Origin of the sequence: Vibrio sp. THAF64, assembly GCF_009363455.1 — a bacterium.
Taxonomy (GTDB): Bacteria; Pseudomonadota; Gammaproteobacteria; order Enterobacterales; family Vibrionaceae; genus Vibrio; species Vibrio coralliilyticus.
This window is the reverse complement of record NZ_CP045355.1, coordinates 1,664,129-1,682,997: the sequence shown is the minus strand read 5'-3', so window position 1 is coordinate 1,682,997 and position 18,869 is coordinate 1,664,129. Positions and strand designations below refer to the sequence as shown.

Genomic DNA, 18,869 nt, shown 5'->3' with positions numbered 1-18,869 from the left:
CAAATTCATTAATAGAAAAGGGCCTTACGGCCCTTTTTTTAATCGTGTGATTTGATAATTTCATTCAGTAAATTGGTCAAGTCGTTGCCCGTGATACTGCCATGACTGGTATCAATGCCGTTGAGTTGATCGACGACGTTATCCAGCTTAATCGACTGAGTGGTTTGTCCGTTGTCTCTCTGAATGGTGAGTTCAATGCCGTTACTGTCGACAACATTGGCAGAGACATCAGAAAGTAACTCTTCCATGGTTTCATCTTGTCCTAACAGATCAGAAATATCGATCTTATCTTCCGATACATGGAAGTCCGTGATTACGTCAGTACCACCATCTAGGTCGCCATCATGCCAGACGAATTCATCCTCACCATCGCCGCCAGATAGAATGTCACTACCTAAGCCACCGATGAGCGTATCATCACCCGCTCCACCTAGCAGAATGTCATTGCCTGCACCGCCATCCAGAGTATCATCCCCCCCCTGACCGAACAGAATGTCATCTCCTACTCCACCAGAAAGAGTGTCGTCCTGATCACCGTCACGGGAAACATCAAAATCACTGTGGTTCTGACGAACATAACTGTGAACATCTTCTGCTGATACATCAGCTAATGGACTGCTGGTCTCTGATGCAACGTATTTCTGTAATGCAGCAACACCTTGGCCGTCAATGTTATCGAAATCAATGAGGTCACCAAATAGAATGTCGTCGCCCTGCCCACCTTCTATGTTGTCTTCACCTTGTTCTAAGGTCACTTCCTGCCCAAGAATCGTCTCAGCTAGTTCGTCTACATTGATGTTAGGAACAACCACACCATCAGAGTCATACTGTGACAAGGTTGCTTCATTGACGCCACTGCCAATACCCACCGCTTCAACCGCTGAGATTAACGCCAACACCTGATACATATGACGAGCCTGCACCGATGCATTGCTACCATCGGTGTATCTCAATCCACCTGAGTAGCTTAAGTTACCTAGCGTAGCGCCTGTCAACGGCGATTTGACGGCACCTGAACTGGAGACAATTTCTTCACCTTTATAAGAGACCGCGATACCCACAGAATAGTTATCAGGCAAGATATCATCTAATGTCACGACATCCTTAGTGGATGCGTCATAGTCCAGCACAAGCTGGTCGAAATCAGCAGAAGTTACATTTAGGTGATTGTTATAGTTGGGGTTACCATCCGTAATAAAGTACGTAATATTTTCTGCTTGATCGTTAGTATTAGCATCAAACCATTCAACAGCTGCGTCGAAGCTGGTTTCGTAGTTTGTAAGACCACTACCATTGTCCTCGATACTACTTAGCTGAGACACAAAATCAGCGCGAGTCGTTGGAGAGCTTAAATCCACTGATATCGTGACACCTGAGTTAGTAGCAAACTCAGTTAAAAGGATGTTGACGGTCCCGGCATTAGAACCTGAGTTAGCAGTGCTGAGTAACTGATCGAAAACTTCGATAATTTCTGTTTTCGCCGTACCAACTCTTCCACCCATACTACCCGAAGTATCAAGAACAAATGCGATGTTATAGTCCTGACCTGCAATAATCTGGATACCCTGAACATCACCTACGATTAGTTCATGATCTCCATTGCCACTAATGGTGTCATCACCATGTGAACCCGATTCAAGCACATAGCTACGGAAAGAGAGTGTCTCTTCCGCTGTACTATGCGCTGTATCTTGGTTGGCGCTTTCGACCGAAGACCCTTGAACCTGAATCGGGAACTCCAAGCTACCACTGTAATCGTGAGGTACTTTGATATCGAAGGACGCGTCGCCATTACCATCTAGCGTTATTAAGTAAGAACCATTCGGCTGTGAAGACACCAAACTATCGTTCACGTATACTTCCACACCTGTTGGAATACCCGTCACAACGACTTCAGTTCCGAGAGCTTCACTGCCATCCGCATCAACTAAGGCTACAGCAACATTAACTGGAATGGTTTTATCTTGCGATGTTTCGTAACGACCATCCTCCATTTGCTCTGTCGCTACATTCACCACCTCCATTTCGCCAATAGTCATAGAGACTTGAGGTGCATCGGCTACTGGCACGACTTGAATGGATAGCGTATCTGAGGCACCTGTGTTTGTCGTATAAGTGATCACGGGAAGTTGGCCTGACCAGTTAGCGTTCGGCGTAAACTCATAGCCACCATCGGCCTGCATGACAAACGTGCCTTCAGACAAAGTCACGCTACTGCCTGCTGGGTACGAGACATTGTTGATAGAGAAGTGTTCAACAGAAAGGATGTTGTCTTCATCGCTGTCTCTACCGTCTATATCCGTCAGTACATTACCAATCGCACTGCGGTCTTCATCGACGACATTGACATCAGGTTGCGTCACAGTAGGTTTGTTTTCGTGAACGACAACATCTATCGTTGCTCGCGAATCCGCCTCGCTGGTTGAGTTCACCTCTGAAGCTGTGGCCACAACTGTAATTGTAAAATCGTCGTGAGAGCCTGCTGGTGGTAAAACGGATAACGAAGATAGATCCCAAGTCGTTACATCCACCTCACCGGAAGCGCCTACAACCACATTATTAGAACCACCATCACTCAATGTCGCACCTTGTGGTAAACCACTCAATGTGACCCCCAGCGTTTCAGAGCCATCGTTATCGTTAAGAGCACTCGTAATCTGAGAAAGTGGGATTTCAGTATCTTGAAGCCCTTCGTTGTAACCGTAGACTTCATATACTTCCACACCATTTACTGACTTAAGTTCTGAAGCCCTTACATCAGATTGATCCAGCTGTGTTTCGTCGGTCACTACGGATAACGCAGAGCTGGTAAGATCAACCGCTGCCGCGCCATTTATAGAAACATCGACATTAAAGTTACCTGGGCCACTTTGGTTGTGGTGATAAATCGCAAGTGGATAGTAACCCGACACCTGAGGCGTAAAGGCGCTGCCCTGAATTTGCCCACTTGAATTCCCCCAGTAGGCTTGGTCGGACATAACGCCACCAATCGTGATCGCTAGGCTGTCATCACCACGTCCTACAAAGTCATAACTCGTTCCAGCCTCAAGGTACACCAAACCAGTCACGAGCACGGCATTGTCTGCTGCCGTTGCCCAACTGCCGGTGTCTTGGGCATTGGTTGTTGTACTTGAAGAAGCAAGTTGAGGGTCGAGCGCATCAATAGCTGAAATCAACGTGCTGCCATTTACACCCTGACCATTGTCATTTCCTACAATCACTCCCGTCCAGGTCACCACATTGAAGTGCTGCTCTGGAAGCACAGTGTCTGGAGTGGTGATGTTAAGAACTGGAGTATCCGCTACGGGCGTAACATCAAGAGTAAGCGTCATTGCATCAGACTTGGCATCACCTTTTTCAACCACAAAGTCAATGTGAGCATAATCCTGATTCAGGTTACCTTCTCCGGTGCCAGTATGCTGGTTGTATCCTGACTCATCATCCTCAGGCGTAAATCGGAGATTGCCCTGAGCCACATGATTCACGGAGATCAAATCACCTTCTGAAACTGGTGCCCAGACTCCCGGCGAAGTTTGCACCTCTAAAACACCTGAACTCGGTAATTCAGAAATTGATATTTGTGCATCTAGGTCAGTAATACCGAAGTCAGAGACACCTAAGATGTAGCTTTCGTCTTCATCAAGTGTCACTTCCTTGCTCTCAGCATCAAGCACTGGCAAGACCGTTAGATTAATTACCTTGCTGACTGATTCAGCGGTCGCAGGTGCATTATCTTGTGCGGTTACAACAAATTCGAGCGGGTAGCTGCCCTCCTCAGGCACATTCACTTCAAGTCCCGTCAGGTCATTGCTCCATGCAGACAAATCTACGCTATTCTTTCCATCTGGCGTTGCTACAACAGTGATCGAGTTACCATTGCCATCTCGAATAACAGACCCTTCTGGTAATCCATTAAGTACCAAAGACAAGGTTTCTGAGCCGTCAGTATCACTTAAGCCAACAACAATATCGCTAAGCGGGATGAAGCTGTCTTCGTAACCAATGTTGTCTGCTTTCTCTAACGTTATGTCATCGAGCAGCGCACCGTAGCTGTTTGATGACGTTTCTGATTCAAATACAACTTTGTACTCTCCATCCGATGGTGCTTGGAAATTAATACTTTCGGTTTGCCAATTGAGGCTTTGCTGATCGGTGTACTCAAACAGAACTTTACGATCACCATTTTCATCTTCAAGGAATACCGTCAACGGAGAATCATTTAGCCTGCGCGCGACGACATCAAATGAAAGGGTGTAGAACTGGTCTGCTTGCGCAGTAAACTGAGTGAACAGTTGGTCATCACCATGACGACCTTCGATCTCAAAGATTTGATTCGAACTGTCTGAAACACCACCTCGATAGACAGTTTCTTTGCCTACTTCGCTGTATTCACCCGAGTTATCTGTTCCCCAGATACCTTCAGCACCATCAGATTGTGTAAGCTCACTCGCACTCACATTACCGCGCCATGAGCGGTTATCCATGTCGATAGAATCGAAATCATGGAACGAAATCACTTCTGGCTCAGCAATAGTAATTAAAGGCACGTCAGTGACAGCATCAACCTGAACATCGATACTGTGTTGTTCTATAAGCTCGTTGGAAGAAGTGTAACCTTCCACATTAACCGTAAAGTTCTCGTCACTGTTGTTTGGCGGAGTTATGTTCAACTGTGCCAGCTGTTGTGGAGTTAGCGTTGCTTCTCCATTGCTAATCACAATCATATTTTCGCCAGACTTAAGAATCGAACCGTCTGGTAAATCGGTCAATACAATTTCAGTCACAGAGCTGTTCGCAGGGATAGAGATGTTCAGCGCAATTTGGTTATCTTCATCACCGCTAGCATTCTGTTGTACGGTCAGGTCAGCCACTTCAACAACGCTTATCGTTGTCGTTGCCGTTTCTGATTGTTGACCCGAAGCATCCGTCACATGGATGTCTATCTCACGATCCGTTTCATCAGGGTTTTCACTGGTATTTTCGAATCGAATCCCTTTGAGGAAAGCTTCAAACTCTGAAGATGATACGCCACCAACTGTATCGGCAGTAATCAACAGCGTAACGCTGGCAGGCGTCACAGACTGGCTGACGGTGAATCCGGGCGTAGAAGGCCAAGTAAGTTGATCGCCTGCATACTTGTTCGTCAACGTCACTTGCATAGATTGAATAGCGTCTTTGTCGTCAAAAATGTCGACACTTGCATCCGCAATCGAAATTGCATCATCACCTTCAGTGAAAGCAGTAGCAAAATCAACATTGGTGTCTTGTTTCGAAATTTTGATGACTAAGTCGTTGTAGTCATTGTCATCATTGGCGTGATTTTTCTGGTCGTCAAAGCTTAAAACCGTGTCGCCATCGCTATTTTCAGATACTCTCATGTGAGAGTTTTCGTCATGACTCAAGAACACATTAATATTGGATTGCTCAGCTCCGTTAATAAGCAACTTACCATTGGAGTCCACTTCAAACGTTGCGCCTGATGGTGCATTTTCAATTGCATTGGCACCATTTGGAATGAGGAAGTACTCGACGTTGTCCATGCTATCTAGATTCGCAAGGACAGGATCAAATCCATTTTGACGGGAGTCGTACGAGTCCGACATCAAGATTTGAAGCTGCTGTGTATCTGACGATTCATCATAAACGTAGTAGCCGAATACATTGTGATAACCCGCACTTTCGCTGACAAATTCAATCTGATATTCACTGCCATCTAAGTCGATGGTTGGTTTTTCATTATCTTGAATCGTGGCTGTACCGCTAACCTGATTCGATTGATACTCTGTCTTAGCCGCTAACGTGAACGTCTCGTTGTTATCGGATACTTGATCATCGTTCGTTTGTACAGAAACCGTAAAATCACTTTCACCGGCTGGTAAATCAAACTCAAACACACCATTTTGTAGGGTGACCTGCTCCGATTGCTCAGGGGCGCCATATTTCACCGTCACAACACTACCATTAAAGTCTTCTGGTGAGGTGGCATTAATTTCATTGAGCTCTAAAACCACTCGGGTGTCCGAAGTACTCTCTGCAGACAACGCGACATCGAAACTGACAACACCGCCTTCTTCAACATTTTGGTCGCTGACCGAGTTAACAACCGGACGGTCATCATTGGCGGTTTCCGGGCCCTCACCGTCAGGGTCAACGCTTCCATCATCGACAATAGTCGCGACGCTAGAGTCAGAGCCCTGAGCTCCGACAACGCCGCTAACAGCAAGCTCGAAGCGCTCAGCTCCCTCGTAAACAGGCTGAGAGTCGTCATCACTTGTCTGAACGGTAACACGAGCCTGCGTCACCCCTGCTGGTAACACGACATCACCATTTGGAGCAATCGCCAGCGTTTGCCAACTGTTGCCATCGTGATACTCCACTACCATGCTTGAAATATCAGACGCGTCTGTCTCTAAATGAGCCAAAGCTAGGTTGATAGTCACCGCTTCAGCCGTGTTTTTGCTCAATGAAACGGTGAACTCTGCAGTTGAGCCTTCACTGACACTCACATTTTCAGAAACAGACACCAATGGTATATCTACATTCTCAATTGTGCCCGAGGCCTGCTGTCCACCTAAAATCAGTGTGTAGTCTTCAGAGCTTTCATAAACGCCATCTATCAAGGTTGGGATAAGAACAGAGAAAGTGCTAACACCGACAGGAACAACCACTTGTTGTGCCGTGGAGTCATAAGTCACCCCGTTGGTGAATATCACTTGAGACAAGTCCACATCCGAATTGTCTGCGCTATCACTATCTGACTTACCAAAAGTGACACTGTATCGTGCTTCTTGCAGTACACCTTCTTCCAGTGTCACTTTGTAGACAAGGTTGTCTCCTTCATCTACTGAATTCTCAAGCATTGAGATAGATTCTACGGCGACCTCTTGAGGCAAGGGATTCACTACAATTGAAACCGTCGCCTCAGCAAAGCCTCCTTTATCATCGGTAATAACGTAATCAAACGTAGTATTACCAACGAACGCATCATCAAGATCTATATAAACTATGCCATTCTCAATCCTAGCGCTGGCGTTATTGACTTCAGAGACATGGGTGATTCGAATATTGTCGCCATTCGGATCAAAATCGTTACCCAATAGTTCAGTCAAAGGAATTTCAAGAACTTCTCCTTGATTGGCTGCATACGCACCGTCACCAGACGCTTTGAAGCCTGTTAGAAAATAGTCTGAAGAGTCACTGCCACGGGCAGGAATGTTGCTAAAATCTGTCGCTTCAAAAACAACGCTATCAAACGCTACGCCGCCGAGGTCTTGCTCATCAAAATGATAAGAACCGTGGTTGCTACCATCATTGGCAACAAAGGTGCCACTCGCGACGGCGTTATCGCCGAGATAGGCCACCCATTTACCTTGCTCATGGTTGCTACTTCCACCTTCATTTTTGAATAGATTCGATACTTCAAAGCTAAACTCTGTCGCAGGCTTGTCTAGGTCAACTCTGAACTGCTCAGACTCACCATCTTCTCGGTTGTACTGAATTTGAGCACCCGGCCCTCCGTTTTCGTCACCCGCAACCCCACGTTTGACACCGCTTTGAGTAATAGACTGATCTTGACCTTGATAGCTGCCGCTAATACTGACGCCATCATGTGTCCAAGAATTAGAGTTAAAGGTACCAAGTGCGACTTCAAAAGCAACAGGGTCATCTGTGGCAATCGGCGCTTGGTTTCCTTCGACTAGAGTCACCGTGTGCTCGTCGCTGTAATTTCCATCACTATCTACTGCTCGGTAATCGAAGGTGTCATTTGATGATGTTTCTAGATAACGCAGCTCCCAGTTACCCGGGCCTTCGGTGGTCACTATCAGCTCTTCAATTTGTCGACCTTCTGGAGCATCGATAGTCACAACATGGAACAAATCTGTATTGCCTGAGGTCTCTTTTGAGACTGGTACTTCGATGATTGAGCCATCATCAAGTTTTGCTTGCACTATCGCTGTTGTTTCAAACTCGTGGCCATCCTCAAACCAGCCACCGAGTCCATCTAACCCTACTTCTACAGACGTTGACGGGCGATGGGTAAAATCAATCGTAATTGTCTCACCTTGCTGAAGACCGCCATCATTTCCTACTGCAAGTCCATATCCAATATGCCCCGCATTTGGCTGACCAAAGTATTGTGTTAATGCCTGACCTGAAGAAGTAATTGTGATTGAATCGCCGTTGTCAAAAGTCAGAACCCTCTGGCCAGCATTACCTTGAACAGATTCACCCCAATTTAAGAAATTAGATTGGCTAGCGCCGCCACCCATACCATCGGGCGCTTCTTTTACTCCCAGAACGAAGCCTGTCGATTCAGCATCATTTTCATACCGAATCAGGTTGGGGTCACTGAATATTGTTCCTTGCTGCAGCACTTCGCCTTCTGAAGTAAAGGTCGTAAGATCATCGGCGTCGATCAACTGATCGCCGTAATACAGCTGACCCGACTCAGGAAGCTCTGTGATAACAACGCCAACAGGTGTGTTTGTTGCGTCATCTTCGTTATCAGAAATATGATCTTGTTCAGCATCCTCGCTATTAAACAAGATGCTTGCATTTCCATTTGCGTCGAGTGTTGCATCAAAATTTTCTGCTTCAGGTGGATTATCTTCGAAATCCAAAATCGTAGCGCTTGCGGTGGTGTCTGTTGACGCGCTAACTGTTCCGCTCCCCGCACTGACGGACAGGCTAAAGCTCTCATCCCCTTCATAAGTATCATCTTGTTGAGTGACAACTTTAACGTTTACAGAGCTCGAACCTGCAGGAACAGAAATTTCTCCCGACGCAGGCACATCCAACCAAGTACCATTCGCAGTTTGATATTGGTACGAAGCCAGATCTTCTGTTGAAGTATCTCCCGCATTTAACGTGAGAACGAAAGAAACAGTCGATGTCGCAGTGTTTGATAAATGGACCGTGAAGTTAGCGGTATTACCTTCATTAACGTCCCCACCTCCTGAGATGGAAACTTGAGGGCGGTCGTCGTCATTGCCCTCACCACCATCCTGAATGGTCGCGTCACCGCTCACCGTACCTGTCTGGCTACTGCTAGCACCAGTTAAAGTGAAGGTTTCATCGCCTTCATACACTGGCGCAATGTTGTCATCCGTGGTCTCAACCGACACAGTGTAAGAACTGTTGCCCGCAGGCACCTCAAAACTGAATTCACCATCAACCGCGTTGACAACAGTGCTGGTACCGTCGGCAAAGTTAACCGTGATTTGATTGGTGGTGTAGTCGTCACTTTCCGCTGTACCATTAGCCAGCGTCATGGTGACTAGCGTAACCAGTTCGCTCGAATTACTAAGAGTCACATCAAAGACAGCAGTACCGCCTTCATCGACCGTTGGACTAGAAATACTGGTAATTTCAGGGCGGTCATCGTCATTGCCTTCACCACCATCTTGAATGGTCGCTTCACCACTCACAGTACCTGTTTGACTGCTGCTAGCTCCACTTAAAGTAAAGGTTTCATCACCTTCATACACAGGGGCATTGTTGTCATCAGCAGTCTCAACTGACACGGTGTAAGAACTGTTGCCCGCTGGGACATCAAAACTGAACTCACCATTAACCGCGTCTACAACCGTGCTGGTGCCATCGGCAAAGCTAACCGTGATTTGATTGCTGGTGTAGTCGTCACTTTCCGCTGTGCCATTAGCCAACGTCATAGTGACAGGTGTGGCTAGCTCACTTGGGTTGCTCAGCGTGACATCAAAGACGGCCGTACCGCCTTCATCGACGGTTGGGCTGGAGATACTGGTAATGCCTGGGCGATCATCATCACCGCCTTGACCACCATCTTGAATGGTCGCTTCACCACTCACTGTACCTGTTTGACTGCTGCTTGCACCGCTTAAGGTGAAAGTTTCATCGCCTTCATACACAGGGGCATTGCTGTCATCGGTCGTTTCAACCGACACGGTGTAAGAACTGTTGCCTGCTGGGACATCAAAACTGAATTCACCATTGACCGCATTTACGACCATGATGGTGCCATCCGCAAAATCGACAGTAATTTGATTAGTGGTGTAGTCATCACTTTCAGCCGTGCCATTCGCCAGCGTCATGGTGACTGGTGTTGCCAACTCGCTTGGGTTGCTCAGCGTCACATCAAAGACAGCCGTGCCGCCTTCATCGACAGTTGGGCTGGAGATACTGGTAATGTCTGGGCGGTCATCGTCCGGGTTATCCCCCGCACCATTGCCACTGTCATCAATAAACGCCGCCGCTTTGGCTTTGCCATTGCTGTCGGTGGTCACGCCATCCACATCGCGTACTACGAGCTGGAAGCGTTCGCTGCCTTCGTGCACCGGCGATGCGTTGTCATCTACGGAATCAACTTCAACAAAGATGTCCTGCACACCCGCTGGCACAGAAATCTCGCGCCCATCAAAGTCCAGATAAACTTTGTCGTCACCATCGAGATAGTACGCGCGCATCTCACCAATATCGTCCGCTTCCGCGGTATTGGCATTGCCGTTGGTTTTCGCACGCAGGTCAAGGGTAACCGCATGGTCAACAGGGTTGGAGAGATTAATGCTGAAGGTCGCCACCTCACCTTCGGAGACGGCACCCGCGCCTGTCACGGTTAAATCAGGGCGATCGTTATCGCTGCCCTCACCACCATCTTGAATGGTCGCTTCACCGCTCACCGTGCCTGTTTGACTGCTGCTAGCACCACTTAAAGTGAAGGTTTCATCGCCTTCATACACAGGTGCATTGTTGTCATCCGTAGTCTCAACCGACACGGTGTAAGAACTGTTACCAGCTGGGACATCAAAACTGAATTCACCATTAACTGCGTCTACAACCGTGCTGGTGCCATCAGCAAAGTTGACGGTGATTTGATTGCTAGTGTAGTCGTCACTTTCCGCCGTGCCATTCGTCAGCATCATGGTGACTGGCGTGGCTAATTCACTTGAGTTACTGAGCGTCACATCAAAGACGGCCGTACCGCCTTCATCGACGGTTAGGCTAGAGATGCTGGTAATTTCTGGGCGGTCATCGTCTGGGTTATCCCCTGCGCCGTTGCCGCTGTCATCAATAAACGCCGCTGCTTTCGCTTTGCCATTGTTGTCTGTGGTCACACCATCCACATCACGAACCACAAGTTGGAAGCGTTCACTGCCTTCATGCACTGGTGAAGCGTTGTCATCCACGGTATCAACTTCAACAAAGATGTCCTGCACACCCGCTGGCACAGAAATCTCACGACCATCAAAGTCCAGATAGACTTTGGCGTCGCCATCGAGATAGTACGCGCGCATCTCACCAATATCGTCCGCTTCCGCGGTATTGGCATTGCCGTTGGTTTTGGCACGCAGGTCAAGGGTAATCGCATGGTCAACAGGGTTGGAGAGATTAATGCTGAAGGTCGCCACCTCACCTTCGGAGACGGCACCCGCGCCTGTCACGGTTAAATCAGGGCGATCGTTATCGCTGCCCTCACCACCATCTTGAATGGTCGCTTCACCGCTCACTGTATCTGTTTGACTGCTGCTAGCTCCACTTAAAGTAAAGGTTTCATCGCCTTCATACACAGGGGCGTTGTTGTCATCCGTAGTCTCAACCGACACGGTGTAAGAACTGTTACCAGCTGGGACATCAAAACTGAATTCACCATTAACTGCGTCTACAACCGTGCTAGTGCCATCAGCAAAGTTGACGGTGATTTGATTGCTAGTGTAGTCGTCACTTTCCGCCGTGCCATTCGTCAGCGTCATGGTGACTGGCGTGGCTAATTCACTTGAGTTACTGAGCGTCACATCAAAGACGGCCGTACCGCCTTCATCGACGGTTGGGCTAGAGATGCTGGTAATTTCTGGGCGGTCATCGTCTGGGTTATCCCCTGCGCCGTTGCCGCTGTCATCAATAAACGCCGCTGCTTTCGCTTTGCCATTGTTGTCGGTGGTCACGCCATCCACATCGCGTACCACAAGCTGGAAGCGTTCACTGCCTTCATGCACTGGTGAAGCGTTGTCATCTACGGTATCAACTTCAACAAAGATGTCCTGCACACCCGCTGGCACAGAAATCTCACGACCATCAAAGTCCAGATAGACTTTATCGTCACCATCAAGATAGTACGCACGCATCTCACCAATATCGTCCGCTTCCGCGGTATTGGCATTGCCGTTGGTTTTGGCACGCAGGTCAAGGGTAACCGCATGGTCAACAGGGTTGGAGAGATTAATGCTGAAGGTCGCCACCTCACCTTCGGAGACGGCACCCGCGCCTGTCACGGTTAAATCAGGGCGATCGTTATCGCTGCCCTCACCACCATCTTGAATGGTCGCTTCACCGCTCACTGTATCTGTTTGACTGCTGCTAGCTCCACTTAAAGTAAAGGTTTCATCGCCTTCATACACAGGTGCGTTGTTGTCATCCGTAGTCTCAACCGACACGGTGTAAGAACTGTTGCCCGCTGGGACATCAAAACCGAATTCACCATTAACTGCGTCTACAACCGTGCTAGTGCCATCAGCAAAGTTGACGGTGATTTGATTGCTAGTGTAGTCGTCACTTTCCGCCGTGCCATTCGTCAGCGTCATGGTGATAGGAGTGGCTAACTCGCTTGGGTTACTGAGCGTCACATCAAAGATCGCCGTGCCGCCTTCATCGACGGTTGGGCTGGAGATACTGGTAATGTCTGGGCGGTCATCGTCTGGGTTATCCCCTGCGCCGTTGCCGCTGTCATCAATAAACGCCGCCGCTTTGGCTTTACCATTGCTGTCTGTGGTCACGCCATCCACATCGCGTACCACAAGCTGGAAGCGTTCACTGCCTTCATGCACTGGTGAAGCGTTGTCATCTACGGTATCCACTTCAACAAAGATGTCCTGCACACCCGCTGGCACAGAAATCTCACGACCATCAAAGTCCAGATAGACTTTATCGTCGCCGTCAAGATAGTACGCACGCATCTCGCCAATATCGTCCGCTTCCGCAGTATTGCCATTGCCGTTGGTTTTGGCACGCAAATCGAGGGTGACGGCATGGTCGACAGGGTTAGAGAGGTTGATGCTAAACGTTGCCACTTCACCTTCGGAGACGGCACCCGCGCCTGTCACGGTTAAATCAGGGCGATCGTTATCGCTGCCCTCACCACCATCTTGAATGGTCGCTTCACCGCTGACGGTACCTGTTTGACTGCTGCTCGCACCGCTTAAGGTGAAGGTTTCGTCACCTTCATACACAGGTGCGTTGTTGTCATCAGTAGTCTCAACCGACACGGTGTAAGAACTGTTGCCCGCTGGGACATCGAAACTGAACTCACCATTGACCGCGTTAACCACCGTGCTGGTACCATCGGCAAAGTTGACGGTGATTTGATTGCTAGTGTAGTCGTCACTTTCCGCCGTGCCATTGGTCAGCGTCATGGTGACTGCCGTGGCTAATTCACTTGGGTTACTGAGCGTCACATCAAAGACGGCCGTACCGCCTTCATCGACGGTTGGGCTAGAGATACTGGTAATGTCTGGGCGGTCATCGTCTGGGTTATCCCCTGCGCCGTTGCCGCTGTCATCAATAAACGCCGCTGCTTTGGCTTTGCCATTGTTGTCTGTGGTCACGCCATCGACATCGCGTACCACAAGTTGGAAGCGTTCGCTGCCTTCGTGGACAGGCGCAGCGTTGTCATCCACGGTATCGACTTCAACGAAGATGTCCTGCACGCCCGCTGGCACGGAAATCTCGCGACCATCAAAGTCCAGATAGACTTTATCGTCGCCATCAAGATAGTACGCACGCATCTCACCAATATCGTCCGCTTCCGCGGTATTGGCGTTACCATTGGTTTTGGCACGCAAATCGAGGGTGACGGCATGGTCAACAGGATTGGAGAGATTGATGCTAAACGTTGCCACCTCACCTTCGGAGACGGTACCTGCACCTGTGACGGTTAAATCAGGGCGATCGTTATCGCTGCCCTCGCCACCATCTTGAATGGTCGCTTCACCGCTGACGGTACCTGTTTGACTGCTGCTCGCACCGCTCAAGGTGAAGGTTTCGTCGCCTTCATACACAGGCGCGTTATTGTCATCGGTCGTCTCAACCGACACAGTGTAAGAGTTGTTGCCCGCCGGAACATCAAAACTGAACTCACCATTGACCGCATTCACCACCGTGCTGGTGCCATCGGCAAAATTGACGGTAATTTGATTAGTGGTGTAGTCGTCACTTTCCGCTGTGCCATTTGCTAGCGTCATGGTGACTGGTGTAGCCAATTCGCTTGGGTTGCTCAGCGTGACATCAAAAACAGCGGTACCGCCTTCATCAACGATCGGGCTGGATATGGTGGTAATGTCTGGGCGATCATCATCCGGGTTATCCCCTGCACCATTACCGCTGTCGTCAATAAACGCCGCCGCTTTCGCTTTGCCATTGTTGTCTGTGGTCACGCCATCCACATCACGTACCACAAGCTGGAAACGTTCGCTGCCTTCGTGCACCGGCGCTGCGTTGTCGTCTATGGTATCGACTTCAACAAAGATGTCCTGTACACCCGCTGGCACGGAAATCTCACGACCATCAAAGTCCAGATAGACTTTATCGTCACCATCAAGATAGTACGCACGCATCTCACCAATATCGTCCGCGTCCGCGGTATTGGCATTGCCGTTGGTTTTGGCACGTAAATCGAGGGTAACGGCATGGTCAACAGGGTTAGAAAGATTGATACTGAAGGTTGCCACCTCACCTTCGGAGACGGTACCTGCGCCTGTGACGGTTAAGTCAGGGCGATCGTTATCGCTGCCCTCACCACCATCTTGAATGGTTGCTTCACCGCTCACCGTACCTGTTTGACTGCTGCTTGCACCGCTTAAGGTGAAGGTTTCATCGCCTTCATACACAGGTGCATTGTTGTCATCCGCGGTTTCAACCGACACCGTATAAGAACTGTTACCCGCTGGAACATTAAAACTGAATTCACCATTGACCGCATTCACGACCGTGCTGGTGCCATCAGAAAAGTTGACGGTGATCTGATTGGTGGTGTAGTCATCACTTCCCGCTGTACCATTGGCCAGTGTCATAGTGACAGGGGTGGCTAGCTCACTTGGATTACTGAGCGTCACATCAAAGATAGCGGTGCCGCCTTCATCGACGATCGGGCTGGAAATACTGGTGATTTCGGGGCGGTCATTGTCCGGGTTATCCCCCGCACCATTGCCACTGTCGTCAATAAACGCGACCGCTTTCGCTTTACCATTACTATCTGTGGTCACACCGTCCACATCACGCACTACAAGTTGGAAACGTTCACTGCCTTCGTGCACTGGTGAAGCGTTGTCATCCACGGTATCGACTTCAACGAAGATGTCCTGCACACCCGCAGGTACTGAAATCTCGCGCCCATCAAAGTCCAGATAGACTTTGTCGTCACCATCAAGATAGTACGCACGCATCTCACCAATATCGTCCGCTTCCGCGGTATTGGCATTGCCGTTGGTTTTGGCACGCAGGTCAAGGGTAACCGCATGGTCAACAGGATTGGAAAGATTAATGCTAAACGTTGCCACCTCTCCTTCGGAGACGGTACCTGCACCTGTGACGGTTAAATCAGGGCGATCGTTATCGCTGCCCTCGCCACCATCTTGAATGGTCGCTTCACCGCTGACGGTACCTGTTTGACTGCTGCTCGCACCGCTCAAGGTGAAGGTTTCGTCGCCTTCATACACAGGCGCGTTATTGTCATCGGTCGTCTCAACCGACACAGTGTAAGAGTTGTTGCCCGCCGGAACATCAAAGCTAAACTCACCATTAACCGCATTCACCACCGTGCTGGTGCCATCAGCAAAGTTGACGGTAATTTGATTACTGGTGTAGTCGTCACTTTCCGCTGTGCCATTGGCCAGCGTCATAGTGACAGGGGTGGCTAATTCACTTGGGTTGCTCAGCGTGACATCAAAGACGGCCGTACCGCCTTCATCGACGGTTGGGCTGGAGATACTGGTAATGCCTGGGCGGTCATCGTCCGGGTTATCCCCCGCACCATTGCCACTGTCGTCAATAAACGCCGCCGCTTTCGTTTTACCATTACTATCTGTGGTCACATCGTCCACATCACGCACTACAAGTTGGAAACGTTCACTGCCTTCGTGCACAGGCGCTGCGTTGTCATCCACGGTATCGACTTCAACAAAGATGTCCTGCACACCCGCTGGTACTGAAATCTCGCGCCCATCAAAGTCCAGATAGACTTTGTCGTCACCATCAAGATAGTACGCGCGCATCTCACCAATATCGTCCGCTTCGGCGGTATTAGCATTGCCGTTGGTTTTCGCACGCAGGTCAAGGGTAACCGCATGGTCAACAGGGTTGGAGAGATTAATGCTGAACGTCGCCACCTCACCTTCGGAGACGCTACCTGCACCTGTGACGGTTAAGTCAGGACGATCGGATTCATCGCTGATCGTACCTGCTCCGGACTCATTGAGATTAAAGCGATCACCGCCTGTTGTAGCGTTTGCACTGACATCCAACGTAAAGCTTTCGTTGCCCTCAAAAATACTATCATCCGTAGTTTCAACAGAGACTTGAATATTAGTTGCGTTACCGGGAATGTTGTAGCTGCCATCTTGATTCGCTACAGCTGTCTGCGCCTGCCCATTCACTTCATAACTAACATCGATCGGATTTACGGAAAAATCATCAAGAGTCGCAGCTTGATCATTGAAATTTAAAGAGAAATTATAGGTAACATCGCCATCAACATCATTCGACAACGCAACGTCAAATACTGCTGTATTCCCTTCTACAACAGATTCAGAACTAACCGAAAGAGTTGGTGTATCTGCATTACTAGCATCCACCTGCTCATCAGTAATTGTTCCTGTTCCTGATTCATTCAAGTTAAAACTATCATCACCAACAGTAGCGTTCGCGCTAACATCCAGTTTGAAGTTTTCGCTGCCTTCAAAAATATCGTCATCTAATGTTTCAACTGAGACTTGAATATTGGTTGCATTGCCAGGGATGGTGTACGTACCATCCTGATTGGCTTCAGCTGGCTGAGTAACACCATCCAGTTGGTAGCTGACACTGATCGGATTCGTTGTAAAGTCTGCTAACTCCGCAGATTGTCCTTCTATATTAAGTGCAAAGTTATAAGTCACATAACCATCGACAACATTCGACAGCGCAACATTAAACACAGCGGTGCTGCCTTCAACAACAGCTTCAGAGCTCACTGACAAGGATGGAGTATCCGCGTTGCCTCCTCCCTGTTGTTCATCACTGATCGTGCCTGACCCGGACTCACTCAGGTTAAAGCTTTCACCACCCACTGTGGCACTCGCATTAGCATCCAAAGTGAAGCTTTCACTTCCTTCGAAGATCTCATCATTTGCGGTTTCAACCGAGACTTGGATGTTGGTCGCGTTGCCAGGAATGGTATAACTGCCATCTTGGTTTGCGGTAGCAGTTTGAGTAACACCCGTTATCTGATAAGTGACACTGAAAGGGTTTTCGGCAAAGTCAGCAATCTCAGCAGTTTCACCATCAAGATTTATTGAAAAATTATAGGTAACATCACCATCGACATTGTTTGACAAAGCAATATCGAAGACGGCGGTGTTGTTTTCAAACACGGATTCATTGCTGACCGTTAGTTGCGGAAGATCGGACTCGTTGCCAGTGTTGTCCAAAATTGCCGTGCTTGCACTGTTGCTGCCAGCACCATCTCCCACAAGACCGAATACAGGCTCGACGTTGAGCTGGTATTCTTCTGAGCCTTCAAATGTTGTGTCCTGAGCAGTGTTGACGGTCACACGGAGTGATGTAACACCTGCTGGCACCTCAACCGTTCCATCATTTCCCACAACAAGAATGACGCGTTGCGATGAATCAGAATCACCAGAAGAACTTAATGCTTCTACACTCATCCCCGACAAATCTTCTCCTTCAGCAGAGCTCAAAGACAAAGTCAGTTTTAAATTAGTGGTTTGGTTTGACGCTTTGTCAAAGTTGATGGTGTAGCTCGCATTACTACCTTCATCTACCTGAGCATCTCCTGAAACAGATATAGCCGGAATCGGGGTCACATCAACATTAACGACTACAGTATCCGTTCCTCCATTTCCATCATCCACCGTTACTTCAAACGAATCAGAGCCATCATAATTTTCATTAGGCGTGTACTCCCACAGCCCAGTAACAGGATTGATCGTGACTACCCCGTTTTCCGGGGATGAGGAGATAGAAAAAGTAAGGGAGTCATCGGGGTTTGGATCAGTAGCACTAACCTGTCCGCTAATCGACGTATCTTCATTCGTTGTTACAGATACATCATCGGCAAGAGGGCTATTATTCAAAGTAGTAAAGGCTGGGGCTTGTTGAATGGCTTGATATTGGTCTAAAAGCGTTAGGCTCTGAGTTCGAGAAATACCCAAATTTTCAAAACCTTGAGTATTAAATTCAGTATTAGCAATGGTCTCATCACCTGTCCTGACGATGGAACCAATTGTGGTCAGACTAGAGCTTATTTGACCACCAGCAGCAGTCGAAAATTCATCACCTAGTTGAGTTGGATCTTGGCCTTCTTCCAGTGCTGCAATAATGTCATCTATTTCGCTTGTTATGTCTTGAAGTTCAGCGCTTTCATTAACAATACCAATGTTCACATCAGCGAAATCTGGATTGAGCTCTTCCAAGGACATAACAACATCGCCTGCTTTAGCAACTTCGTTATCATTCAATACACGAATACTTCCATTTTCATCTATTGCAATTGTTTGTCCTGCTGCTAGGTTACCAATTACTACGTATGTACCAAAACCCATGATAAGCCCCTAATCCTTTACAACGTTTTGTCTGTCAAAGTTGTGACAGGTGAAGTTAATTTACACATTCACTTAGTGCATAAA

The 18,869-nt window shown here is 48.5% G+C and carries 1 protein-coding gene; it reads right to left on the bottom strand.

Annotation, left to right across the window (positions count from 1 at the left end):
- Positions 1 to 38: 38 nt before the first annotated feature.
- Positions 39 to 18,785, bottom strand: coding sequence for an Ig-like domain-containing protein (locus FIU99_RS07755; protein WP_152472160.1), 18,747 nt, complete (start codon positions 18,783 to 18,785; stop codon positions 39 to 41).
- Positions 18,786 to 18,869: the final 84 nt, after the last annotated feature.